Here is a 24826-nt window from a genome sequence, read left to right as displayed (position 1 = left end):
GCGTCGATCATGGAGTTGTGGTGCCTCGCAAAAGGGGCACGGCTGGGCGAAACGCCCACCACGACTCCATGATCGACGCTGGGGGGAGAGGGCGGGCGGCGGGCGGCGCGGGCGGCGGGGGTGCGGAGGGCTGTGGGGAAATCGTTTGGAGCCTGACTATCAGGGAGCTAACCTGCTCTCCGTGCAACTCATCACGCTCCAGGACGCGCCGATCGGCCGGCTGCTGGTGGTGGCCGGGCACCTCGTCGGGCAGCGGTGGAACCGCTACCTCGCCGAGGACCACGGCCTCACCCAGGCCGGCATGGTGACGCTGATGACGCTCGCCCGACACGGCGAACTGCCGCACCGGCAGGTGGCCGAGCGGTGCTTCGTCCGCCCTGCCACCCTCACCGGCATCGTGGACACGCTGGCCCGTGACGGACTGGTCGAGCGGCAACGCGACGACAACGACCGACGCAGCGTCCGCCTCGCCATCACCCCCGCCGGGCGGGAGCGGGTGGCCGCGCTCAGTGCCCTGATGCACTCCGGACGGCCGCTCACCTCCATCGACGCCGACCCGGCGAAGGCGCAGGTGATCCGCGAGTTCCTGCTCGAGGTCATCGCCAGCGCGGACGACCCGCCGATGAGCGGACGCCCCACCGAACCAAAGGACTCGGCGTGCTGATCCGACTGTTACGCGGTCAACTGGGCACCTACCGGCGACCGTTGCTGGCGGTGGTGCTGCTCCAGTTCGTGGGCACCATGGCCTCGCTCTACCTGCCCAGCCTCAACGCGGACATCATCGACCAGGGCGTGGCCCGGGGCGACACCGACTACATCGTGCGGACCGGCGGCTGGATGCTGCTGGTCAGCCTGATCCAGATCATCTGCTCGATCGTCGCGGTCTACCTGGGCGCGCGGGTCGCCATGGGCTTCGGCCGTGATGTCCGCGCCAGGCTGTTCGGGCACGTCAACCGCTTCTCCGCCCGCGAGGTGGCCCGGTTCGGCGCGCCGTCGCTGATCACCCGCAACACCAATGACGTGCAACAGGTGCAGATGCTCGTGCTGATGAGCTGCACCATGCTGGTCGCCGCGCCGATCATGAGCGTCGGCGGTGTGGTGATGGCGCTGCGGGAGGATATCGGGCTCTCCTGGCTGATGCTGGTCAGCGTGCCGGTGCTGGCCATCGCGCTCAGCGCGATCATCCGCCGGATGGTGCCGGGCTTCCGGCTCATGCAGACCCGGATCGACACGGTCAACCGGGTGCTGCGCGAACAGATCACCGGCATCCGGGTGGTCCGCGCGTTCGTCCGCGAGCCGTACGAGACGGACCGCTTCGCCGTCGCCAACGCCGACCTGACCGCCACCGCCCTGCGTACCGGCCGGCTGATGGCGATGATCTTCCCGGTGGTCATGCTGGTGCTGAACGTCTCCAGCGTGGCGGTGCTCTGGTTCGGCGCGCAGCGGGTGGACGGCGGCGCGATTCAGATCGGCGCGCTCACTGCCTTCCTCCAGTACCTGATGCAGATCCTGATGGCCGTGATGATGGCGACCTTCATGCTGATGATGGTGCCCCGCGCCGCGGTCTGCGCCGAGCGGATCATCGAGGTGCTGGACACCGACTCGTCGGTGGTCCCCGCCGCCGAGCCGGTCACCGAGTTGCCCACCCGCGCCGAGTTGGAGCTGCGTGGGGTGCGTTTCCAGTACCCGGGCGCCGTCGACCCGGTGCTGCGGGACATCTCCTTCCGGGCCACCCCGGGCACCACCACGGCGATCATCGGCAGCACCGGCGCCGGCAAGACGACCCTGCTGTCACTCATCCCCCGCCTGGTCGACGTCACCGGTGGCGCGGTGCTGGTCGACGGCGTGGACGTACGGGAGATGGCACCGGACGAGCTGTGGCGGCGGATCGGCCTGGTGCCGCAGCGGCCGTACCTGTTCACCGGCACGGTCGCCAGCAACCTGCGCTACGGCAACCCGGACGCCACCGACGAGGAGCTGTGGACGGCCCTGGAGATCGCCCAGGCCCGGGACTTCGTGGCCCAGATGCCCGGCGGCCTGGACGCCCCGATCGCCCAGGGCGGCAGCACGGTCTCCGGTGGGCAGCGGCAACGCCTGGCCATCGCACGGGCGCTGGTCCGCCAGCCGGAGATCTACCTCTTCGACGACTCGTTCTCCGCGCTCGACCTCGGCACCGACGCGCGGTTGCGGACGGCCCTGCGCCCGGTCACCGCGCAGTCCGCGGTGGTGATCGTGGCCCAGCGGGTCTCCACCATCGTCGACGCCGACCAGATCATCGTTCTTGAGGACGGAGGGGTCGTCGGAGTGGGACGACATGCGGAGTTGTTGGAGACCTGTCCGACGTACGCCGAGATCGTGGCCTCCCAGCAGACGGCGGAGGTGACGGCATGAGCGAGCCCGACGAGCGGCGGACCGCGGCCGTACCCACGCAGAAGCCGGCCGGCGACACGCGGACGCCGGCTGCCGGCGGCGACGCGCCGACACCGAAGCGGCTGCCTCCGGGCCGCCCGGCCGGCGGTCCGCCGTGGGCGGGCGCCGGGATGCCCGCCGAGAAGTCGATGAACTTCGGGCCGTCCGCCCGGCGGCTGCTCGGCCGGCTGCGCCCGCACCGGCTGCACCTGACCGCGATCGTCACCCTCGCGGTGGTGAGCGTGGGGTTCAGCGTGGCCGGTCCGAAGATCCTCGGCCACGCCACCGACCTGATCTTCAGTGGGGTGATCGGCCGTCAACTGGAGGCTGGCACCACCACCGAGCAGGCCGTCGCGGCGGCCCGGGCCAGCGGCAACGGCAACTTCGCCGACATGCTGGCCCGGATGGACGTGGTGCCCGGCGTGGGCGTCGACTTCACCGCCCTGAGCCGGGTGCTGCTGCTGGCGCTCGGGCTCTACCTGGCGGCGAGCCTGCTGTCGTGGTGGCAGGGCTGGCTGCTCAACGGTGTGGTGCAGCGCACCGTGCTGCGGCTGCGCGCCGAGGTGGAGGAGAAGCTCAACCGGCTGCCGCTGCCCTACTTCGACCGGCAGCCTCGGGGTGAGCTGCTGAGCCGGGTCACCAACGACATCGACAACATCTCGACCAGCCTCCAGCAGACCCTCAGTCAGCTGCTCACCTCGCTGCTGACCGTGGTCGGCGTGCTGGGCGTGATGTTCTGGATCTCGCCGCTGCTGGCCCTGGTGGCGCTGGTCGCGGTGCCGCTGTCGGTGCTGGTCACCCAGCGCATCGCCAAGCGCTCGCAGAAGCAGTTCATCGCGCAGTGGAAGCACACCGGCGAGCTGAACGGCCAGATCGAGGAGGCGTACACCGGCCATGAGCTGGTGAAGGTCTTCGGCCGGCAGCGCGAGGTGGAGGCCGCGTTCACCGCCAAGAACGAGGAGCTGTTCCGGGCCAGCTTCGGGGCGCAGTTCGTCTCCGGGATCATCATGCCGTCGATGATGTTCATCGGGAACCTCAGCTACGTGGCGATCGCCGTGGTCGGCGGCCTGCGGGTGGCCTCCGGGACGATGAGCCTCGGCGACGTGCAGGCGTTCATCCAGTACTCCCGGCAGTTCACCCAGCCACTCACCCAACTCGCGTCGATGGCCAACCTGCTCCAGTCCGGGGTGGCCTCGGCCGAACGGGTCTTCGCGGTGCTCGACGCCGACGAGCAGAGCCCCGACCCGGTCGAGCCGACCCGGGTCGTCGACCCGCACGGTCGGGTCGAGTTCGAGCACGTCTCCTTCCGGTACGAGGCGGACAAACCGCTGATCGACGACCTGTCCCTGGTCGCCGAGCCGGGGCACACGGTGGCCATCGTCGGCCCGACCGGCGCCGGCAAGACGACGCTGGTCAACCTGATCATGCGGTTCTACGAGTTGGACGCCGGCCGGATCACCCTGGACGGGGTGGACATCACCACGATGCGCCGCGACGACCTGCGCGGTCGGATCGGCATGGTGCTCCAGGACACCTGGCTCTTCGGTGGCACCATCCGGGCCAACATCGCCTACGGGCGGCCGGACGCGACCGAGGAGGAGATCCTCGGCGCGGCTCGGGCCACCTTCGTGGACCGGTTCGTGCGGAGCCTTCCGGACGGCTATGACACGGTCATCGACGAGGAGGGCAACAACGTCAGCGCCGGTGAGAAGCAGCTCATCACCATCGCGCGGGCGTTCCTCGCCGAACCGTCGCTGCTGATCCTCGACGAGGCGACCAGCTCGGTGGACACCCGCACCGAGGTGCTGCTCCAGCGGGCGATGGCGGCGCTGCGCTCGGACCGGACCAGTTTCGTCATCGCGCACCGGCTCTCCACCATCCGCGACGCCGACCTGATCCTGATGATGGAGAACGGTCGCATCGTCGAGCAGGGCACCCACGAGCAACTGCTCGCCGCCAAGGGCGCGTACCACCAGCTCTACCGATCCCAGTTCACCGGCGCGGTGGTCGACGAGGAACCGGCCGCCGCCCAACCCGCGACGGTCTAGCGCATGTCTCGGATTCCCGGGTCAGTCCGGCGGCAGCAGGTCGGTCGTGCGGGCGGCGACCTGCCCGCTGATCAGGGCGAGCGCGGCGGCGGCGGGCATCGGGGCCAGGGCGCGGCCACCGCGCAGGCGCAGCGCGAGGTGCCCGTCGGCCACCTCCCGAGGACCCAGCACCCCGAGGTACGGGACACGGCGGCGAGCCGCGTCCCGTACCCGGGCGCCCAGCGAGCCGGCGGCGTCGACCTCGACCCGCAGCCCGGCGTCGACGGCCCGCCGGGCCAGCTCGGCCGCCGCGCCGGCCTGCCCGTCGTCCACCGGCAGCAGCACCAGCTGGACCGGCGCGTACCAGGCCGGGAAGGCACCCTCGTGCACCTCGATGAGGTACGCGAAGAGCCGCTCCATGCTGCCGACAAGGCTGCGGTGCACCATGACCGGTCGACGCCGGCTGCCGTCGGAGTCGGTGTACGACAGGTCGAACCGCTCCGGCTTGTCGAAGTCGAGTTGGATGGTGGAGATGGTCGACTCCCGGCCGGCCGCGTCCACGATCTGGATGTCGATCTTCGGACCGTAGAAGGCGGCCTCGCCCGGTGCCTCGACGTACTCCACTCCGGCGAGCGCCTCCCGAAGCAGATCCTCGGCGTGGGCCCAACTCGCGTCGTCGCCGACGTACCTGCCGCCCGGCCCGCGCAGCGACAGCCGGAAACCGGCCGGGCGGACGCCGAGCGCGGCGTGCGCGGCGCGGACCAGCCGGAGGATCTCCGCGACCTCCTCGCCGACCTGCTCCGGCGCGCAGAAGGTGTGCGCGTCGTTGAGCGAGATCGCGCGTACCCGGGACAGCCCGCCGAGCACCCCGGAGCGCTCCGAGCGGTACATCCCGCCCAGCTCGGCGATCCGCAGCGGCAACTCCCGGTAGGAGCGGCCCCGGGCGCGGAAGACCAGCGCGTGGTGCGGGCAGAGCGCCGGCCGGAGCACGAACTCGTCGTCGGCGCTCAGCCGCATCGGCGGGAACATGTCGTCGGCGAAGTAGCCGAGATGCCCGGAGAGTTCGAAGAGTTCACGCTTGCCCAGCGGCGGCGAGTAGACGTGCTGGTGACCGGAGCGTCGCTCCAACTCCCGGACGTACTCCTCGACGGCATGCCGGGCGGCGGCGCCGGCGGGCAGCCAGATCGGCAGGCCGGCGCCGGCCAGCGGATCGGAGACGAAGAGGTCCAGCTCGCGGCCGAGCCTGCGGTGGTCGATCATGTCGGGCTCCTGGATCGGGTACGACCCGGAGGCGACCTGGACACCGAACGCCGTACGGCTCTCGGGGGCGGATCGCCCCGGGGCCTGGTCGACGGTGGTTACGTCAGAGCGGCGCGCCGGGGACACCCGGCGTCGTGGTCATCACTACCGCGCTGCGCATGCCGCGACGCTACCCGCCGGGCGGTCGAGGACGCACCCGGATTTGCAGCGGCGAAAGAGGGGGAGGGCCGCCGGCGCGGGACCCGCCGGCGGCCCGGGGCGACCCGAATCGTCAGGAACGGGGGACCCGACGGGCTGGGCCGCGCCGACAACGGTACGCCGACGGACGCCGATCCGCCGACCGCCTCGGGCACCCGTGAAACAGCCTCGGAGCCGTCACCCGGGGGTGGTTCGCCTCGTTGGATCTGGGTGGCCTGTGGTGTCGACGGTCACGACGGGACGGGGCCGTGCACGGTGACGCCGGGCACGACGTCAGGCTCGACACACCCAATCGGCCGCATCCGGCGAGGTGGCAGGCGTGCCCGAACTACTGACTGACGTCGCGTCGCCGACGTGGGCGTACCTCGTACTGCTCGGATTGCTGATCGCGGACGCCTTCGTCCCGGTGATCCCCACCCAGATCGTCATGATCACCAGCGGCGCGCTCACCGTGTACGGCGGCCTCGACCTGCCGATCATCATCGCCGTCGGCGCGCTCGGCGTGTTCGTCGGTGACCTGGCCTGCTACCTGCTCGGCCGCAGCGCTCCGGACCGGCGGGCGCCCCGACATTCCGAGCTGAGCCGGGCGCGCCGAATGGCCAGCCGGGTCACGCAGGGTCTGCGTCAACCCGGGCCGATGGTCATTCTGCTCTGCCGGTTCGTGCCCGGCGGACGCATGGCGGCATGCTTCTCGGCCGGGCGCAGCCGCTACCCGTACCGCCTGTTCGTGCTCTACGAGGCGGTGGCCGCGCTGGGCTGGGCGACCTACGGGGCGCTGGTCGGGCATCTGGGCGGCACGGCACTCACCCAGTCGGCGTGGCGCCTGGCCATCATCGCCGCCGCAGCGGCGGCCGGTTTCGCGGCGGCCGGATGGGCGATGACGCTGGTCAACGCCCGGCACGCCCGCACCGCCGCCGCAGCCGACGTCCCCCTGGACTAAACCCTGCCCCACGACGCACCCGCCGCGATCTTGCACTTTGTGTCCCGACGAATGGGACAAAAAACGCAGAACCGCGACCGAAAGCGCAAGATCGCGGAGGCGATCGCGGGGGTGGAGGCCGACGCCTCTAGGGGTGGTCCCGGGGATCGATTTCGGTGGCCGTCCCGGATCCGGCTGGGGTGCCCGCGGCGACAGGCTGAGGCATGCCTGGAATCCGGAACACCGGTCTGCTGGCCCTCGGGGGGATCGCCCTCGCGGCCCTGCTCGCCGTGATCGGTCATCTTGAGGTCAGCGACGACCTCGACCCGTGGGCGTTGACCATCAGCGACTTCGCCGTCTCCGACCGGGGCGGCGTCATCGACGTCGCCATGGTGGTGCTCGCGCTCGCCAGCGTCGCGGTGCTGTACGGGCTGCGCCGCACCGGCCCACCCCGGCCGGGTTCCGGTCGGACGGCTGAGCTGCTGCTCGGCGCGTGGGTGGCCGGGCTGCTGCTGGCCGCGGTCGTGCCGACGAACGATCCGGGCACCGCCATGACCACCGCCGCCTACCTGCACCGGTACGCCTCGGTCGTCGCCTTCCTCGCGCTGCCGGTCGGCGGTTGGCTGCTCGCCCGCCGACCCGACCTGGCACCGGCGGCGGGCGTCCTGCGTGCCCTGGTCGCGCTCAGCCTGATCCTCGCGGCCGCGATGATCTGGTCCGCCTACCCCGGCGACCGCGTGCTGCTAGGCCTGGTCGAGCGCCTCCTCATTCTCACCGAGGTAGCGGTGCTGACAACGCTGGCGGTCCTCCAAACCCGCCCCTCGGTCGATCATGGAGTTGTGGTGCCGCACAAAAGGGGCGTGCCGGCGTAACTCGGCCACCACAACTCCATGATCGACCCCCGAGCGGGGGTCGGGACTACTCCAGCTCGTGGAGCATTAGCTGGCGGGCTGCTTCGGTTATTGAGCCGGAGAGGCTTGGGTAGATGGTGATGGTCTGAGCCAGTTCGTTGACCGTTAGGTTGTTCTCCACGGCCATGGTGATCGGCAGGATCAGCTCGCTGGCCTTCGGCGCGACCACCACACCGCCGATCACCTGACCGCTGGCGGGCCGGCAGAACAACTTCACGAAGCCGTCGGACAGGTCGTCCATCTTGGCGCGGGCATTGCCGGACAGCGGCAGCATCACCTGCCGGGCCGGCACCTTGCCCGCGTCGACCTCGTCCTGCGAGACACCCACGGTGGCCAGCTCGGGGTCGGTGAAGACGTTCGCCGCGACGGTCCGCAGCCGCAGCGGGCGGACCGCCTCACCGAGGGCGTGCCACATCGCGATCCGGCCCTGCATGGCGGCGACGCTGGCCAGCAGCAGCACGCCGGTGCAGTCACCGGCGGCGTAGATGCCGGGCACGTTGGTCCGGGAAACCCGGTCGACAGTGACGTAGCCACCCCGGCCCAGCTCCACGCCGTACTCGGCCAGGCCCAGGTCGGCGGTGTTCGGGATCGAACCGACCGCGATCAGCGCGTGCGAACCGGTCACCTTACGGCCGTCGGAGAGCTCCACCTCGACCCCGTCGGCGGTACGCCGGACCGTGTCGGCGCGCGAGTTGTTGAGGATGGTCATGCCCCGGTTGCGGAACACCCGCTCGATGGCCGACGCCGCGTCGGCGTCCTCGTGCGGCATCACCCGGTCCCGGCTGGACACCAGGGTGACCTGGACCCCCATCGCCAGGTACGCGCTGGCGAACTCGGCGCCGGTCACACCGGAGCCGACCACGATCAGGTGCTCGGGCAGCTCCGGCAGGTCGTACACCTGGCGCCAGGTCAGGATGCGCTCGCCGTCCGGCACGGCAGTGGGCAACTGGCGGGGCGTCGAGCCGGTGGCGACCAGCACCGTGGACGCGGCGATCGAGTACTCCTCGCTGCCGTCGGCCGGGGTGACGATGATCAGGTGGGTGTGCCCGAGGGCGTCATCGCCGAGCCGGGCGGTGCCGGCCACGAAGGTGACCCCCGCCTTGAGCAGCTTGGCGTGGATGTCGGCGGACTGCGCCAGCGCCAGCCGCTTGACCCGCTCGTGCACCGCCCGCGCGTCGACGGTGACCGCCTCCAAGCCGTCCGAGTGCACCCCGAACTCCTCGGTGTCCCGATAGCCGGTGACCACCCCTGAGCTGGCGATGAACGTTTTCGACGGTACGCAGTCGGACAGCACGCAGGCGCCCCCCGCGCCGTCGGCCTCCACCACGGTGACATCGGCGTCCAGTTGGGCGGCGACCAGCGCCGCCTCGTACCCGGCCGGCCCGCCGCCGATGATCACGATCCGGCTCACAGAGTTCGCCCTTCGTTGATGCTCACAGTGACTTTCTTCTCCCGAACGCATCCGACACGCACAGTCGTATTCTCCCCCACCCGCCAGCCGGGCTATCGTCATCGCCGTGCGTCATCACGCCGCCTACGGCTCAAACCTCGACCCGGCCCGGATGCGGGCCTACTGCCCGCACTCGCCCATGGTGGGCACCGGGTGGCTGGAGGGGTGGCGGCTGACCTTCGCCGGGGAGGACGTCATCGGCTGGGAGGGCGCGGTGAGCACCGTCGTCGAGTCCCCCGGCGACCGGGTGTTCGTGGCGATCTACGACATCCACCCGTACGACGCGGCCCAGCTCGACGAGCTGGAAGGCGTGACCGCCGGGACGTACCGCAAGCTGCACGTCCGGATCTCCACCCTCGACGGCGACGTCACCGCGTGGATCTACGTGTTCGACGGGTACGAGGGCGGCCTGCCGACCTCGTGGTATCTCTCCGAGATCGCGAACGCCGCCGAGAAGGCGGGTGCACCGGACGACTACGTCACCGAGCTGCGATCCCGTCCCACCGGCACCGCCTCGGCCTGACCGGGTCCCCCCGCAGCCTTCCAGCGCCCTTCGCACCCGCACAGTCTGCAACCGTCGCCGGTGCGGCGGTTCGCCGGGCCGGACGGGCGTCGTCAATCACACACCGGCGGCCGGGACCACCCGCTCGTACATGTCGCTCCACCAGGTTTCCCGCATCCCCACCGACCGGTAGAGCGACACCGGGGCGGTCGGGTTGGTGAGGTCCACGCCCAGGCCGGCGGACAACCGGCCCTTCTCGGCGTAGCGGGCGAAGGCGCGGCGCAGCAACGCCGCACCCACCCCGCGCCGACGGTACGCGGGCAGCACCGACAGGCTCCGCACGAAACCCTCCTGCTGGTCGAGCCCCTGGTCCGAGGACTGCAACGCGCCGGCGAGCACCCCGTCCACCTCGGCGACGAACCATTCGTCCCAGGCGGTCACGTCGCCGATCCGGGCCCGCCACCGCTCGTACGACAGCGACTCGTGATCCGGGGTGTCGCCGAAGGCGGTGTCGTGGATCCGGTGGAACTCCCGCAACTCGGCCTCGTCGTCGCGCCGCACCGGCCGTACCGTCACCCCGGCCGGCGGGGACGGCTCGGCGGGCAGGTCGGTCAGCGGGCGGTTCATCCGGACGTACCGCTTGGCGAGGGTGAACCCGGCGCCACGCAGGTCGCGTTCCCAGTCGCGCTCGGGCGCGAAGACCGCGCACCGGACGGTGAGCGCCGGCAGCCCTCGCTCGGCGGCGCGCTCGGCGACCCGGTCCAGTTGCCGGGCCAGCAGCGGCGCGCGGAGGCTGGACGCCCGCTCCGGGTCGACGTAGACCTCCACGAACTCCCGGCCGACCCCGCTCGGATTGTCCACCGTCGCCCAGCCGACCACGGTGCCGTCCGGGTCCGTCGCCAGCCAGGAGTCCCGGGTCGGGTCGAAGTGGGGGGCGGTCAGCGACGCCTCGACATCCTCCGCGTCGAAGTCGGGGTGGCCGATGGCGAAGGTGTCCGCCGCGTGCACGACCGAGAGGATCGCCGGTACGTCGTCAAGGGTGGGCCGGCGCGTGGCCCAGCCAGCGGGAAGCGTCACGGCAGCACATCCTGACAGCCGACCGCCGCCAGCGCCGCCCATTTTCTCCACGAGGAATTGGGCCTTTCCCGGGCAGCGCGGCGATGATGCATGCATAATGAATGCATGGTTGCTCTCCAGATTCGGGACGTGCCGGAGGAAGTACGAGACGCCTTGGCTGCCCAAGCCAAGGCACGCGGGCAGTCGCTGCAGGCCTACTTGCTGGAGTTGGTGGAGACGCAGGCTCGACGTCTGCGCAACACGGCAACCCTTGATCGCTTCGCCGGCCGGTCTGATGGTGCTCGTGCCCTTCCGGGGGAGAGCGCCGCCGAGTTGACAGACCAGCGGGAGCAGCGGGGGCCATACGGAAGCGCCGCATGATTGTCGTGGACGCTTCAGTCCTGGCTGATGCTCTGGTCGACGACGGGCCGGTGGGCGACGCGGCGCGGGCGGAACTGACCGGAGACCCGCACTGGGCAGCGCCAGGGCACCTTCTGGTGGAGGTCATGTCGGTGATCAGAGGCAAGGTCCTCGGTGGGAAGCTCGGCCTGGCCCGCGCTCAAGAGGCTATCGACACTCTGCCTTCATTGGTCATCGACGATGTTGGCGTCTCGAAGCTGCTCGACCGAATGTGGCAGTTGCGGGGCAACGTCACGGCGTACGACGCAGCGTATGTCGCGGCGGCGGAGTTGATGGCCTGCCCGCTTGTGACCGGCGATGGTCGGCTCGCCAAGGCCAGCGGCGTCCGCTGCGAAATCCGACTGCTCGCGCCGTCCTGGTCGTAGCTCTTCGACCACCCACGGCAATCCTGCCCGTTCAGGCGAGGGCCGCGCGGGTGCGGTGCAGCAACTCCACCAGCTCGGCGCCGTCGGCGGGGCCGAGCGCCGCGAACGCGGGCGCGGCCAGCCGGTTCGTCACCGCCTCCGCCCAGAGTCGTCGACGCACCAGCGGACCGATCGGCGGGTACGGCGGCGGCCAGCCGCACGCCACCGCGCCGGCCTCCCCCTCCGGCCCGGCCAGCACCGCCTCCAGCGGGGTCATTCCGGCGGCCCGCACCGCCAGCAGGTACGCGCCGGTGAAGTGCTCGCGGAGCAGGCGCAGCCCGGCGGCGCTCCGGGCTCCCGGGGAGAGGTCCGGCAGCGGCATTGCCCGCCACGCGGCGAAGAGCGGCATCGCGCTGGCGTCGGCGGCGGCCACCGCCAGCTCGACGAGCCCGGCCAGCCGCTCGGCCCCCGGCAGCGCGCCCAAGCGCTCCGTCCCCCACCGGCAGCACTCGGCGAGGCTGGCGGCGGCCACCTCGGCCGGCGGGAGGACCCGGGCGGCGGCGTCCCACCCGTCGGCAACCGCGTCCGGGGCGACGAAACCGATGGCCGCGGCGGCTGTCTCCGCCCGTACGTCGCCGAGCGCACCGGCCCGGCCGCTGATGTAGAACGCCCAGCCGGAAATGCCGAGCAGTCGGGCTCGGCGCAGCGTGGTCGGGCACCTGCTGAACCCGTCGCCGAGATCGAGGACGACGGGCTTGCTGGCGGCGGCGAGCTGCTCCGGCGTCATCCGGACACCAACCTCGGCCTGCCAGCTGCGGCTCTGTCCGGGACGGCCGGTGCCCGGCGGCCGGTCCGCTCGTCGTCGTCCATCGATGGTCAGTCTGCCGCGCCACCGCCCGCGTCCGCATCCCCCTCTTCGGCCGCCAGGGCCTCGACGGCCGCCTCGACCTCACCCGCGCGTCGGCGGGCCACCGTCACCGCCCGCTCGGCCGCGCGCCGCGCCAGCCTGGCCCGGCTGAGGTCCTGCTCGGCGACGGCACGCCGCCGCTCCAACTCGGCCAGCTCGGTCTCGATTCCGTCGAGTACGGCCGCGCCGTCCCGCTCCTGCCCGGTCGCCTCGGTCAACTCGGCCTCGGCCCGCTGCTGGTCGGTGTGGGCGCGGTCCAGCTCCCGGTCCAGTGCGCGACGCCGGCGTGCTCGCTCGGCCCGCGCCACCCGCTGCGCCGCGCGTTCGGCCTGCGCGGCACGCTCCTGGGCCGCGTCGGCGCGGGAGGCCGCGTCGGGGCGTGCGCGCTGGGCCACGGGGCGAGGTTCCGGCTCCGGCTCGTCGTCGTCGGTGACCAGCCGCAGCTGCGGCCGGGGCACCTCGCCGAAGCCGGCGTAGCTGGCCGATCGGAGTAGCCGGCCGGTCCGGACCTGCTCGGCGACCTCGGTGTCGGAGAGCGCCGCGTTGAGGGTCGCCTCCACCTCGGCCAGCGGCAGCCGACCGGCCGGCGGCGCGTCCGGCTCGGCGGCGGCGAGCTTGCGGACCTCGGCGACCAGGGCGCCGACCACCGCCCGACGTTGGGCCGACAGTTCCCGCAGCCGCGGCCCGCGCAGCTCCCGCTGGGCGACGCGCAACGCGTCGGCGAGCTGGACCAGGTCGGCGACCAGTTCGGGACGGTGGATGGCGAGCAGGTTCACCAGCCAGGCGGCCACGGTGGGGCGACGTAGCCGGGCCAGTTGCCGGGCGGTGCCCGGGTCACCGGCCCGCCGGGCCTCGGCCACGGCGGCGTCCCGGGCCGCCACGAACCGGTCCGGTGGGGTGCGGTAGAGCTGCTGCACCAGCTCCGAGGGCGGGCCGGGCATCGGGTCAGACGTCCACCCGGCTACCGGGCTCCAGACGCTGGTAGTCCGTGCCGGACAGCGCCGCGTACTGCCGGTTGAGCACGCTCAGCCCGTTGTCGTTGAGCAGGGCGTCGTGCAGGGCGTACGCGCGGCGCGGGGCGACCGCCCGGATGAAGTCGACGACCTCGGAGAACTTCGACCAGGGGGCGTGGATCGGCGCGAAGAGCGTGTCGATCGGCGTCTCCTCCGGCACCACGAGGGAGTCGCCGGGGTGGTAGACGACGTCGTTGATCAGGTAGCCGAGGTTGTCCACCACCGGGATGTCCGGGTGGATCACCGCGTGCCGCCCGCCGTACGCGCGGACCGCGACCCCGGCGGCGGTGAACGACTCGCCGGGCGTGACGGGGCGCAACGCCTCGGCGGCGTCGCCCAGGGTGCCGGCGAGCGAGGCCGGCCCGTGGATCGGCAGCGGTCGCTGGTCGAGGTGCAGGCGCAGCGCGGCCAGGTCGAGGTGGTCCGGGTGTTCGTGGGTGATCAGCACCGCGTCCGCACCGTCCAACGCCTGCGGGTCGCTGAAGACCCCGGGGTCCACGACGAGCACTCCCCCGTCGTGTTCCACCCGGAGGCAGGAGTGGGCGTACTTGGTGAGCCGCATCGTGACTCCTCGACTATCGAATCGTGATGTCCTCAGCGCAGTCTGCCGGAACCAGCCGGCGGGCGCGCCACGTCCGAGGTATCGCCACACCGGTTGACAACGATGGGAGCGGGGATGGACGGACGGGCAGGATGGCGTCGCGGCGCACTGCTGACGGCGACAGCACTCACGGCGACGCTGGCGTTGGCGGGGTGCGGTGCCGGCGACAGCGGCGCGCGGGACTCGGCGGCCTCGGCACCCGAGCGGGCCGTCGCGGAGGGCGGCGCGGCGGACAAGAACAACAGCGGCACGGACGCGGCGGGGGCGGCCGGGGCCGGTGCTCCGGACCTGCGGGTCGACCAGCGGGCGATCATCTACACCGGAGCGATGCGGGTGCAGGTGGCCGATGTGGACGCGGCGGCCCGCGAGGTCAGTGCCATGGTCACCCAGGCCGGCGGCTTCATCGGCGGTGACGTGCGGCGCAGCGCCGAGGCGGACGCGGTGGCGGAGTTGCAGCTGCGGGTGCCGGCGGCGAAGTTCGCCGGGGTGGTGGAGGCGGTCGCGAAGCTCGGCCGGCAGCAGAGCCGGGAGATCAACACTCAGGACGTCACCGAGGAGACCGTCGACCTGGACGCCCGGATCACCAGTCAGCGGGCACGCGTGGACAGCGCGCGTCGCCTGCTCGCCCAAGCCACCTCCATCGCCGACCTGGTGTCCCTGGAGAACGAGCTGGGTCGTCGGGAGGCGGACCTGGCCTCGCTGGAGGCCAAGAAGCGGCGGCTCGCCGACCTGACCGCTCTCTCCACGATCACCGTGTCGCTGGCCGGGCCGGCGGCGAAGGCCAGCGAGGAGAAGACCGAGACCGGCTTCCTGGTCGGCTTGAAGGGTGGCTGGAAGGCGTTCGTCGCCTCGATGACCATCCTGCTCACCGTGCTGGGGGCGTTGCTGCCCTGGCTGGTGGCGTTCGGCGTTCCGCTGGCGGTGTTGCTGCTGGTGCTGCGCAGGCGGCGGAAGACCCCGGCCCTGACCGCTCCGGTCAGCGCGCCGCCACCAGTGCCCGCAGCGCGGTCTGCACCATGACGCGTACGCCGGCCGGAATGGCCCGCTCGTCCACGTCGAAGGACGCGCGGTGCAGGTCGATGTTGGGGCCGGAACGGCCCACGCCGAGGCGGGCGAGGGCGCCGGGGACGTACTCCAGGTACCAGGAGAAGTCCTCGCCGCCCATGCTCTGCGGTGTCTCGGCCACCCCTTCCGGGCCGAGCGCGGCGGCGGTGGCGGCGGTCAACACCTGGATCGCCCGGGAGTCGTTGCTCACCGGCGGCCGGCCGCGTAGGTATTCCAGATCGACCGTGGCACCGGTCGGGGCGATCACGTCCCGCACCACCTGAGCCACGATCTTGGGAGCCTGCTCCCAGGTGTCACGATCCATCACCCGCAGGGTGCCCGAGGCGCACGCCTCGGAGGGGATGACGTTGTAACGGGTGCCGGCCGACGCGTGGCCGAAGACCAGCAGCAGCCCGCTGTTGGCCGGCACCCGGCGGCTGACCAGGGCGGGCACCTCGGTGATCAGCCGGCCGAGCGCGTCGACCAGGTCGACGGTCAGGTGCGGGCGGGCGGTGTGGCCGCCCGGCCCGGTGAGCCGGACGGTGACGTTGTCGGCGGCCGCGGTGATCGGGCCGACGCGCAGGCCGACCTGGCCCACCGGCAGGTTCGGGTCGCAGTGCAGCGCGAAGATCTGCACCACGTCTTCCAGGCCACCGGCCTCGATGACCTCCAGCGAGCCGCAGGGCAGGATCTCCTCCGCCGGCTGGAAGATGAGCCGGACCCGGCCGTCCAGCTCGCCGAGGTCGGCGAGCTGCGCCAGCAGCATGCCGACGCCGAGCATGATCGTGGTGTGCACGTCGTGGCCGCAGGCGTGGCAGACGCCCTCCACGGTGGAGCGGTACGGCACGTCCTTGGAGTCGTCGAGCGGCAGGGCGTCGATGTCGGCGCGCAGCGCGACGACCGGCCCGTCGGGGCGACCGTTGATGTCGCAGATCACCCCGTTGCCCTTGGGCAGCAGCCGAGGGTGCAGGCCCGCCAGGGAGAGCTCCCGGGCGATCAGGGCGGCCGTCTCGAACTCCGTGCCGGACAGCTCGGGGTGCGAGTGAATGTGACGGCGCGTGGCGATGAGCCCCGGTACCCGTAGGGCGAGGAGGTGGTCCAGGTCGCGGGGCAGCGGCTGGGACCCGGGCGGCGCGTCCGGCCAGGACGACGCCAGCTGGCCGCCGGTGGGCAGCGTCAACGCACTCGTCACGTCGAAATCTCGATTACTGGAGATGGATGGATCATCGGGGACAGCAGACAGCCTAGACCTCCGACGGTGACGCTGCGCAACCTCGTTACGGTGATGATCAGACCGCGCAGCGTCACGTATGCCCTGCTGAGGACGCTCGGAGATGTGCGAGACAGCAGGTAGATCACGGTCGAAGGCCGTCATCCGCCACCTCACCTCCTACAACGCGTAACCAAAACCGGTGGTTGCGAGTCGCGGCACCACTCGCACGCCCTTGCCGCGAATTGTCGCATTAGTCAGGGTGATGAACTGACACTCCGACAATTAGCCGACCACACTCCGCAACGGCCGGATAAGGACGCTCACACGCGATGGTGCACCCTGACCGCACACCATGTGCGTCACGGTGCAGGGTCGGCGTACCCGCGAACCCGGGACGGCACACCCCGGGGTCGTCGGTCAGGAGACGGTCAGAACCGGTCGGTGGGCCGGTACAGCCCCCACACCTCACGCAGCGTCCCGCACACCTCGCCCACCGTGGCCCGTGCCCGCAGCGCATCCTTCATCGGGTAGAGCACGTTGTCCGAGCCCTCGGCGGCTGCCCGCAGCTCGGCGAGGGCACGCGCCACCGCGTCGGCGTCCCGCTCGGCGCGCAACCGGGCCAGCCGGTCGGCCTGCGTCGCCTCGATCGTCGGGTCGACCCGCAGCGGCTCGTACGGCTCCTCCTCGTCCACGGTGAACCGGTTGAGCCCCACCACCACGCGCTCGCTGGAGTCGATCTCCTGGGCGATCCGGTACGCGGACTGCTCGATCTCCCGCTTCTGGAACCCGGCCTCGATCGCGTCCACGGCCGAGCCGTGGTCGGCCACCCGCTCCATCAGCTCGACGGCGGCGGCCTCGATCTCGGCCGTCATCGCCTCCACCACGTACGAGCCGGCGAACGGGTCCACCGTGGCGGTCAGGTCCGTCTCGTACGCCAGCACCTGCTGGGTACGCAGCGCGAGCCGGGCGGCCTTCTCGGTGGGCAGGGCGATCGCCTCGTCGAAGCTGTTGGTGTGCAGCGACTGGGTGCCGCCGAGCACCGCGGCCAGCCCCTGCACCGCCACCCGGACGAGGTTCACCTCCGGCTGCTGGGCGGTGAGCTGCACGCCGGCGGTCTGCGTGTGGAAGCGCAGCATCATCGACTTCGGATCCTTGGCGCCGAAGTCGTCACGCATCAGCCGGGCCCAGATCCGCCGGGCGGCGCGGAACTTCGCCACCTCCTCCAGCAGCGTCGTGCGGGCCACGAAGAAGAACGACAGCCGGGGCGCGAAGTCGTCCACGGCCAGCCCGGCGGCCAGCGCCGCCCGGACGTACTCCACGCCGTTGGCCAGGGTGAACGCGATCTCCTGCGCGGGCGTCGCGCCGGCCTCGGCCATGTGGTAGCCGGAGATGGAGATCGTGTTCCACTTCGGCACCTCCTTGCGGCAGTACGCGAACGTGTCTGCCACCAGGCGCAGCGACGGCTTCGGCGGGTAGATATACGTCCCCCGGGCGATGTACTCCTTGAGGATGTCGTTCTGGATGGTGCCGTTGAGGGCCGTGCCCGGCACGCCGTTCTCCTCGGCGACGAGCTGGTAGAGCAGCAGCAGCACCGAGCCGGGCGCGTTGATCGTCATGGAGGTGGACACCTTGTCCAGCGGGATGTCGGCGAAGAGCAGCCGCATGTCCTCGATGGAGTCGATTGCCACGCCAACCTTGCCGACCTCACCGTGCGCGATCGGGTCGTCCGAGTCGTAGCCCATCTGCGTCGGCAGGTCGAAGGCGACCGAGAGGCCCATCGTGCCGGCCCGCAACAGTTGGTGGTAGCGCGCGTTGGACTCGGTGGCGGTGCCGAAGCCGGCATACTGGCGCATCGTCCACGGACGGGACGTGTACATCGTGGGGTAGACCCCCCGGGTGTACGGGAACTCGCCCGGGGCGCCCAGCCGGGAGTCCAGGTCCTCCGGGAGCTCGGCCGCCGTGTAGACGCCGTTGATCGGAAAACCGGACTCGCTTGACCGCCGCTCACTCATCCCCGGATGGTATGGCGCGTTGGCGTCCGATCGGGTGAGGGATACCGCACACTGTGTCCCGACCGGTCGACGGGAGGTGAACGGTTGGGCACGATCCGTCGACTTCGGTAAACGTCCGCCGCGTCGGCTTTCGCATCGGGCGTCGGAACCAGCAAGATAGGGGGGTTGTGTCCCAGCCCCCCTCGATTTCCCCCGGTGGCTTTTCTGTGACTCAGATCCCGACGTGGAGCGGCGGACAGGTAAGTCCCGCCAGCGGACGAGCGGCGCCCGGCACCACCATCGGTGACCGGTACTCGCTGCGGTCCGCGGTGGGCAACGGCGGCATGGGTACGGTGTGGCGCGCCACAGACACCCTGCTGCGCCGGGACGTGGCGGTGAAGGAGGTGGTCCTTCCCCCAGGGCTGGCCCCCAGCGACCGCGACGCCATGTACGAACGCACCCTGCGCGAGGCCCGCGCCGCCGCCGCCATCCAGCACCCCGCCGTGGTGCAGGTGTACGACGTGGTCACCGAGGCCGGTCGCCCGTGGATCGTGATGGAGCTGCTGGACGCCCGCAGCCTCGCCGACATGGTCATCGAGGACGGGCCGGTGGCGCCCCGCGCCGTCGCCAAGATCGGCATCGCGCTGCTCGGCGCGTTGGAGGTCGCGCACGCGATCGGCGTGCTGCACCGCGACGTCAAGCCGGCAAACGTGCTGATCTGCACCGATGGGCGCTGCGTGCTGACCGACTTCGGTGTCGCCCGGATGCCCACCGACGTGCAGCTCACCACGCCCGGCATGGTGCTCGGCTCGCCGCACTTCATCTCGCCCGAGCGGGCCATGGGCCAGGAGTTCGGCCCGCCGAGCGACCTGTTCTCGCTGGGCGTGACGCTCTACACGGCGGTCGAGGGGCGTCCCCCGTTCGACAAGGGCGACCCGATCGAGACCATGCACGCCGTGGTCGAGGACCCGCCGGCCCCGCCGCAGCGCAGCGGCCCGCTGACCCGGGTGCTGATGGGCCTGCTGGAGAAGGACCCGGCCCGCCGGCTGGACGTGCACACCTCCCGGGCCATGCTCCGCGAGCTGCTCGCCGGCCCGCTGGGCAGCACCGCGACCGCGGTGCACTCGGTCACCGACCCGTACGCCGTGGTGCCGGTGCAGCAGCGCCCGGTGCCCGTCCTCCCGCCGCCCCAGCCGGAGGCGAAGCCGGACAGCCAGATCGGCGGCCCGGCCATGCTCGCGCCGAACGAGTCGCTGACCGACCGACTCGCCGCGTTGCGCCGGGGCGAGCGGCCCGAGCCTGCCGGGGCCCCGGCCGCCGCCGGGCTCGACGAGACCAGCGCCGACGCGCTCGCCGGCCCGCTGCACACGCCCACCGGCGCGATGCCCGCCGGCGGCCGACCCGGCAGCGGCCGCACCTACGGCGGCAGCGCGGACGCCACCCAGCGGGTGGACGCGGGCGCACACCCGGACGCCACCCAGCGGGTCACCTACGGCAGCCGAGCCGATGCGACCCAGCAGGTCCGGTACGGCGGGTCGGAGGCCACCCAGCGCGTCGGTGGCACCTACGGCGGCGGCAACCAGTGGTCGGTGCCCGGCACCGGTCAGCCCTGGACGACGCCGTCCACCGCGGCGAGCGGCGGCGCCCTGGGCAAGGTCCGCGCCACCGGGGGCCAACTGGTCAGCACCATCAAGGGCTGGCCGCGCAAGGTGCAGCTCGCCGCGGCCGGCGGGTTGGCCGTGGTGCTGCTGCTCGGCGTGCTGGCGCTCTCGGGCGGCGACGACCCCGCGCCGACCACCCCCCAGGCGCAGCCCACCCCGTCCGCCGCGGCGGGCCCGGCGGTCGAGATGCAGGAGCACACCGCGCGGGGCATCCAGGTCATGGTGCCCAAGGGCTGGAAGAAGGCCACCGGCGGCTCGTACACCGACTACATCGACCCGGAGGACAGCGGCCGCAAGGTGCGGATCATCACCGAGAAGTGGTCCAGCAGCTCCACCCGGTGGGCCGAGACGGCCGAGAACGGCCTCAAGACCAAGAGCACCTCCTGCGTCAAGCCGTACAACCAGGTCTCCTCCACGGAGACCGAGCTGGCCAGCAAGCCGGCCGCCGAGTTCGAATACACGTGCGGCGAGGGTGACGCCATGCGGCACGGCGTCTGGCGTGGCGTCGCGCAGGACGGCAAGGCGTACTCGTTCTACCTCACCTCGACCGACGCCAAGTTCGCCGAGAGCAAGCCGATCTTCGACGAGATGGTGCGGACGTTCCAGCTCACCGGGAACGGCTGAGCCGGAGGGAACCGACAGCGGTGATCCGCCGCCGTGCTATCAAGGGGCATGGCGGCGGACACCTCTGAGATCGACGACATTCGCGAGCAAGCCCGACGCTGGCTGGCCGACGACCCCGACCCGGCCAGCCGGGACGAGCTGACGGCGGTGCTCGACGGACTGCCGGCGAGCGCGCCGGAGCTGGCCGACCGGTTCGCCGGGCCGCTGACCTTCGGCACCGCCGGCCTACGCGGCCCGCTGCGCGCCGGCCCGAACGGCATGAACCTCGCCGTGGTCACCCAGGCCGCCGCCGGGCTGGTCGGCTGGCTCGCGGCCCAGGGTGGCACCGGCCCGCTGGTGATCGGGTACGACGCCCGGCACGGCTCCCGGCAGTTCGCCGAGCGCACCGCCCAGGTTGCCACCGGCGCCGGCCGACCGGCCCTGGTGCTGCCCCGCCCGCTGCCCACCCCCGTGCTCGCGTACGCGGTGCGCCAGCTCGGCGCGGTGGCCGGCGTGATGGTCACGGCCAGCCACAACCCGCCGCAGGACAACGGCTACAAGGTCTACCTCGGCGCGGAGCTGGGCGGTGCGCTGGGTGCCGGCGCACAGATCGTGCCGCCGGCCGACGCCGGCATCGAGGCGGCCATCCGATCGGTCGGCCCGCTGACCCAGGTGCCGCTAGGCCCACCCGGGCAGGTGCTCGGTGACGACCTGGCCGCCTCGTACGTCGAGCGGGCCACCGCGGTGATCGACCCGGACGGGCCCCGCGACCTGACGGTGGCGTACACGCCGCTGCACGGGGTGGGCGCGGCGGTGCTCACCGCCGCCTTCGCCAGCGCGGGTTTCCCGGTCCCCGGTGTGGTGCCCGACCAGGCCGAGCCGGACCCGGCGTTCCCCACCGTGTCGTTCCCCAACCCGGAGGAGCCGGGGGCCGTGGACCGGCTCATCGCGCTGGCCGACTCCACCGGCGCGGACCTGGCCATCGCCAACGACCCGGACGCGGACCGCTGCGCGGTGGTGGTCCGGGAGAGCGCCGGTGGCTGGCGGATGCTGCGCGGCGACGAGGTGGGCGTGCTGCTGGCCGACCACCTGATGCGCCGTGGGGTGACCGGGCTCTACGCCACCACCATCGTGTCGTCGTCGCTGCTGCGGGCGATGTGCGCGGCGCGGGGCCTGCCCTACGACGAGACGCTGACCGGCTTCAAGTGGATCGTCCGGGCCGGCGGCGGGAGCGCGCCCCTGGTCTTCGGCTACGAGGAGGCGCTGGGCTACTGCGTCGCCCCCGAGCACGTCCGGGACAAGGACGGCATCACCGCCGCGCTGACCGTGGCCGAGTTGGCCGCCGGCCTCAAGGCGCAGGGCCGCACGCTGGCCGACCGGCTGGACGAGTTGGCCGCCGAGTTCGGCGTGCACCACACCGACCAGCTCTCCGTCCGGGTGGACGACCTGCGGGTGATCGCCGACGCGATGGCCCGAATCCGGGCGGCCACCCCCACCACCCTGCTCGGGCAGCAGGTCGACAGCGTCCGGGACCTGCTTCCGGAGTCGGATGTGGTGATCCTGCGTACCGGAACGGCCCGGGTGGTGATCCGCCCCTCCGGGACCGAGCCGAAGCTCAAGGCGTACCTGGAGGTGGTGGAGCCGGTGCCCGACGGCGAGGTGGCCGCCGCACGCGCCCGCGCGGGCACGGCGGTCGCGCAGCTCCGCGCCCAGATCGCCGCCGCCCTCGGCGTCTAGCCCCTCCTGACGTCAGCGGCGGGGGCCGAGCGCCTGGTCGACGGCCCGTCCCAGGGCGGCCACGACCAGGCCCACCGACGGGCGGACCACCGAGTCGTCGATGCTCACCTCGCCGGAGAACCCGGCGCCCGTGGCGATCTCCTCCAGCCGCCGGCGGGCGTCGGCGGCGGCAGCGCCGCTCATCCCCAGCGCCGCCTCCATCCGCAGCACCACGACCAGGGTGGCCAGCGCGGCGGTCCGCTCGTCCGGCGCCACCGAGCCGGTCAGCGCCCCGGTCAGCCGCTGACGGGTGTCGGCCTCGACGGAGGTGTCCACCACCGGGTAGCGGTGCACGTGGATGAAGCCCAACTCGGTCTCGTCGACGTCCCGCACCACGCCCTGCCGGCACAGGTCACCGAGGATGCGGTCGCGCAGGCCGTGCCGCAGGCGCTGCACCCAGGAGGCCGGGGTGTGCGGAGTGTCGGCCGCTATCCGGCCGAGCACCTCGTCGGCGACGGGCTCGCCGGTGGGCGTCGGGTCGACCACGGTCAGGGACCCGTCGGCGTACGCGAGCCGCCCGGCCAGGGCCAGCTCGACCAGCACCGCCGCGGCCATGCCGAGGTCCAGGCTGATCCGCGGCATGGTCGCCTTGCCGGTCGTGTCGTCGTAGGCGAGGAGCAGCAACTCCTCGGCGAGCGCAACACCAGTCATGGCCGGAGACGGTAGCGGGTCCGTGCACCACCGCGCACGGACCCGCCGGAGGGGGCACCAACCGGGTAACGCCTCAGAACCGGGGCATGCCACCGAACTGACGGTCACCGGCGTCGCCGAGCCCGGGGACGATGAACATGTTGTCGTTGAGCCCCTCGTCGATCGAGGCCGTGACCAGGCGCAACGGCAGGCCGGAGCGTTCCAGTCGCTCGATGCCGACCGGCGCGGCGAGCACGCAGAGCACGGTGATGTCGGTGCAGCCGCGGTCGGCCAGCAGCCGGCAGCAGTGCTCCAGCGAACCGCCGGTCGCGAGCATCGGGTCGAGGACCAGCACCGGCAGGCCGGCCAACTCCCGGGGCAGCGACTCCATGTAGGCGCGCGGCTCGTAGGTCTCCTCGTCGCGGGCCAGGCCGACGAAGCCCATCGACGACTCGGGCAGCAGGCCGAGCGCGGCGTCCGCCATGCCCAGGCCGGCCCGCAGCACCGGCACCAGCAGCGGCGGGTTCGCCAGCCGGGTGCCGACCGTGCCGGTGACCGGCGTCTGCACCGGGTACCGCTCGACGGGGAAGGAGCGCGCCGCCTCGTACACCAGCATGGTGGTCAGTTCGTGCAGCGCCGCCCGGAACGTCGAGGAATCGGTGCGCGCGTCCCGCATGGCGGTCAGCCGAGACTGGGCCAGCGGGTGGTCAATGACGTGTACGTCCACGATCGCTCAACCTACCGGGCGGGCCGGCCCGGTGGTGCGGGTGCGGTCGGACCAGCGACGCCGCTCACCTGAGCCGCCCAGCCCGACCGACGTGAGCAAGATCACGCAGTCGTTCCGTGCGTAGACTTCGGGGCATGACGGCGACAACGACGTCGGCCCGGTCGGACCTCTCCGAGCTGGGACGATCCGAGACCGCTCTGCGGACCTTCCTGCACGGCCTGCCCGGCGTGGACCAGGTCGGCGCTGAGCAGCGGGCGGCACAGCTCGGCACCCGCTCCATCAAGACCACCGCCAAGGCGCAGGCGATCGACCTGGCGATCCGGATGGTCGACCTGACCACCCTGGAAGGGGCGGACACTCCGGGCAAGGTTCGCGCGCTGGCCGCGAAGGCGCTGCGCCCCGACCCGGCCGACCCGTCCTGCCCGCACGTCGGCGCGGTCTGCGTCTACCCGGCCATGGTCCCGTACGTCGCCGAGGTGCTGCGCGGGTCCGGTGCCGGGTCCGGGCGGCCATCCGGCGGACCGGGACATGCGGGCGGCGCCGCGCCGGCCGGACTTGGCATTGTGCACCTGGCGAGCGTGGCGACCGCCTTCCCGTCGGGCCAGGCGCCGCTGGAGATCAAGCTGGCCGACACCCGGGCCGCCGTCGCGGCCGGCGCTGACGAGATCGACATGGTGATCAACCGGGGTGCGTTCCTGGCCGGTCGGTACAAGGAGGTCTACGACGAGATCGTGGCCACCAAGGACGCCTGCGGGGACGCCCACCTCAAGGTGATCCTGGAGACCGGCGAGCTGGCCACCTACGACAACGTGCGCCGTGCCTCCTGGCTGGCGATGCTGGCCGGCGGCGACTTCATCAAGACCTCCACCGGCAAGGTCCCGGTCGCGGCGACGCTGCCGGTGACCCTGGTGATGCTGGAAGCTGTCCGTGACTTCCGCGCGGCGACCGGGCGGCAGGTCGGCGTGAAACCGGCCGGCGGCATCAAGAACACCAAGGACGCGATCAAGTACCTGGTGATGGTCAACGAGACCGTTGGCGCCGACTGGCTCGACCCGGACTGGTTCCGCTTCGGCGCGTCCAGCCTGCTCAACGACCTGCTGATGCAGCGCACCAAGCTGACGACCGGCACCTACTCCGGTCCCGACTACTTCACCCTGGACTGAG

General features: G+C 72.1%; 22 protein-coding genes. 12 read left to right on the top strand and 10 right to left on the bottom strand.

The annotated features are described in order from the left end of the window. The first annotated feature begins 181 nt into the window (after positions 1-181). The 3 genes from ABZ780_RS08225 to ABZ780_RS08215 all read left to right on the top strand — a co-directional run bounded on the left by ABZ780_RS08225 (position 182) and on the right by ABZ780_RS08215 (position 4457). Positions 182-664: a MarR family transcriptional regulator gene (locus ABZ780_RS08225; RefSeq protein ID WP_357009128.1), complete on the top strand. Its 483-nt coding sequence runs from the start codon at positions 182-184 to the stop codon at positions 662-664. After that, a complete protein-coding gene (locus tag ABZ780_RS08220; protein WP_357485176.1) occupies positions 658-2391 on the top strand; it encodes an ABC transporter ATP-binding protein in 1734 nt (577 codons plus the stop codon). The genes ABZ780_RS08225 and ABZ780_RS08220 overlap by 7 nt, the downstream gene beginning before the upstream one ends. Before the next feature lie 149 nt (positions 2392-2540). Beyond that, positions 2541-4457: an ABC transporter ATP-binding protein gene (locus ABZ780_RS08215; protein WP_357485335.1), complete on the top strand. Its 1917-nt coding sequence runs from the start codon at positions 2541-2543 to the stop codon at positions 4455-4457. 21 nt (positions 4458-4478) lie between these two features. Here the strand turns inward: ABZ780_RS08215 and thrS are convergent, their stop codons facing one another. Then, positions 4479-5696: a threonine--tRNA ligase gene (gene thrS, locus ABZ780_RS08210; RefSeq protein ID WP_357485174.1), complete on the bottom strand. Its 1218-nt coding sequence runs from the start codon at positions 5694-5696 to the stop codon at positions 4479-4481. A gap of 517 nt (positions 5697-6213) precedes the next feature. Here thrS and ABZ780_RS08205 point away from each other — a divergent pair. Both ABZ780_RS08205 and ABZ780_RS08200 read left to right on the top strand, forming a co-directional pair. Continuing rightward, positions 6214-6834: a DedA family protein gene (locus ABZ780_RS08205; RefSeq protein ID WP_357009137.1), complete on the top strand. Its 621-nt coding sequence runs from the start codon at positions 6214-6216 to the stop codon at positions 6832-6834. 203 nt (positions 6835-7037) lie between these two features. Then, on the top strand, positions 7038-7685 hold the full coding sequence (locus ABZ780_RS08200) for a DUF998 domain-containing protein (protein ID WP_357009145.1): 648 nt from the start codon (positions 7038-7040) through the stop codon (positions 7683-7685). Between the two features lie 46 nt (positions 7686-7731). Here ABZ780_RS08200 and ABZ780_RS08195 read toward each other — a convergent pair whose 3' ends face one another. Further along, a complete protein-coding gene (locus ABZ780_RS08195; RefSeq protein WP_357485171.1) occupies positions 7732-9135 on the bottom strand; it encodes an NAD(P)H-quinone dehydrogenase in 1404 nt (467 codons plus the stop codon). 106 nt (positions 9136-9241) lie between these two features. Between ABZ780_RS08195 and ABZ780_RS08190 the strand changes: the two genes are divergently transcribed. Beyond that, positions 9242-9697 carry a gamma-glutamylcyclotransferase gene (locus ABZ780_RS08190; protein WP_357009151.1) on the top strand — a complete coding sequence of 152 codons (456 nt, stop codon included), beginning with the start codon at positions 9242-9244 and terminating at the stop codon, positions 9695-9697. Between the two features lie 96 nt (positions 9698-9793). Here ABZ780_RS08190 and ABZ780_RS08185 read toward each other — a convergent pair whose 3' ends face one another. Further along, positions 9794-10753, bottom strand: a complete 960-nt coding sequence (locus ABZ780_RS08185; protein ID WP_357485168.1) for a GNAT family N-acetyltransferase — start codon at positions 10751-10753, stop codon at positions 9794-9796. Between the two features lie 105 nt (positions 10754-10858). Between ABZ780_RS08185 and ABZ780_RS08180 the strand changes: the two genes are divergently transcribed. Together ABZ780_RS08180 and ABZ780_RS08175 are read left to right on the top strand one after the other, a co-directional pair. Then, positions 10859-11113: a hypothetical protein gene (locus ABZ780_RS08180; protein ID WP_357009156.1), complete on the top strand. Its 255-nt coding sequence runs from the start codon at positions 10859-10861 to the stop codon at positions 11111-11113. After that, a complete protein-coding gene (locus ABZ780_RS08175) occupies positions 11095-11517 on the top strand; it encodes a type II toxin-antitoxin system VapC family toxin (RefSeq protein WP_357485333.1) in 423 nt (140 codons plus the stop codon). The genes ABZ780_RS08180 and ABZ780_RS08175 overlap by 19 nt, the downstream gene beginning before the upstream one ends. A 31-nt stretch (positions 11518-11548) precedes the next feature. Here the strand turns inward: ABZ780_RS08175 and ABZ780_RS08170 are convergent, their stop codons facing one another. From ABZ780_RS08170 to ABZ780_RS08160, 3 genes are all read right to left on the bottom strand, one after another. Beyond that, positions 11549-12283, bottom strand: a complete 735-nt coding sequence (locus ABZ780_RS08170; RefSeq protein ID WP_357009159.1) for a hypothetical protein — start codon at positions 12281-12283, stop codon at positions 11549-11551. An 89-nt stretch (positions 12284-12372) separates the two neighbouring features. Then, complete coding sequence (locus tag ABZ780_RS08165) at positions 12373-13344, bottom strand: hypothetical protein (protein ID WP_357485166.1); 972 nt, start codon at positions 13342-13344, stop codon at positions 12373-12375. Positions 13345-13348: 4 nt separating this feature from the next. Then, on the bottom strand, positions 13349-13978 hold the full coding sequence (locus ABZ780_RS08160) for an MBL fold metallo-hydrolase (RefSeq protein ID WP_357009164.1): 630 nt from the start codon (positions 13976-13978) through the stop codon (positions 13349-13351). A 93-nt stretch (positions 13979-14071) separates the two neighbouring features. On the opposite strand from ABZ780_RS08160, the gene ABZ780_RS08155 reads away from it, so the two are divergent. Then, complete coding sequence (locus ABZ780_RS08155) at positions 14072-15037, top strand: DUF4349 domain-containing protein (RefSeq protein ID WP_357485163.1); 966 nt, start codon at positions 14072-14074, stop codon at positions 15035-15037. Here the strand turns inward: ABZ780_RS08155 and ABZ780_RS08150 are convergent. Next, positions 14994-16253: an amidohydrolase gene (locus tag ABZ780_RS08150; RefSeq protein WP_357009170.1), complete on the bottom strand. Its 1260-nt coding sequence runs from the start codon at positions 16251-16253 to the stop codon at positions 14994-14996. The genes ABZ780_RS08155 and ABZ780_RS08150 overlap by 44 nt on opposite strands. A 449-nt stretch (positions 16254-16702) precedes the next feature. Beyond that, positions 16703-18286: a methylmalonyl-CoA mutase family protein gene (locus ABZ780_RS08145; protein ID WP_357485160.1), complete on the bottom strand. Its 1584-nt coding sequence runs from the start codon at positions 18284-18286 to the stop codon at positions 16703-16705. Between the two features lie 206 nt (positions 18287-18492). Between ABZ780_RS08145 and ABZ780_RS08140 the strand changes: the two genes are divergently transcribed. Continuing rightward, the gene (locus tag ABZ780_RS08140) at positions 18493-20550 is read left to right on the top strand and encodes a serine/threonine-protein kinase (protein WP_357485158.1); all 2058 of its coding nucleotides are present in this window, start codon (positions 18493-18495) and stop codon (positions 20548-20550) included. 48 nt (positions 20551-20598) lie between these two features. Beyond that, positions 20599-22266, top strand: coding sequence for a phospho-sugar mutase (locus ABZ780_RS08135; protein ID WP_357485155.1), 1668 nt, complete (start codon positions 20599-20601; stop codon positions 22264-22266). A gap of 12 nt (positions 22267-22278) precedes the next feature. Here ABZ780_RS08135 and ABZ780_RS08130 read toward each other — a convergent pair whose 3' ends face one another. Both ABZ780_RS08130 and upp read right to left on the bottom strand, forming a co-directional pair. Continuing rightward, complete coding sequence (locus tag ABZ780_RS08130) at positions 22279-22956, bottom strand: GPP34 family phosphoprotein (RefSeq protein WP_357485153.1); 678 nt, start codon at positions 22954-22956, stop codon at positions 22279-22281. A gap of 73 nt (positions 22957-23029) precedes the next feature. Next, positions 23030-23662, bottom strand: coding sequence for a uracil phosphoribosyltransferase (upp, locus tag ABZ780_RS08125; RefSeq protein ID WP_357009184.1), 633 nt, complete (start codon positions 23660-23662; stop codon positions 23030-23032). A gap of 134 nt (positions 23663-23796) precedes the next feature. Between upp and deoC the strand changes: the two genes are divergently transcribed. Further along, a complete protein-coding gene (gene deoC / locus ABZ780_RS08120) occupies positions 23797-24825 on the top strand; it encodes a deoxyribose-phosphate aldolase (RefSeq protein ID WP_357009187.1) in 1029 nt (342 codons plus the stop codon). Position 24826: the final 1 nt, after the last annotated feature.

It is taken from the genome of Micromonospora sp. NPDC047467, assembly GCF_040643095.1.
Lineage (GTDB): Bacteria > Actinomycetota > Actinomycetes > Mycobacteriales > Micromonosporaceae > Micromonospora.
Note: the sequence above shows the minus strand (reverse complement) of the source record. Positions and strands in the feature narration are given on the sequence as shown.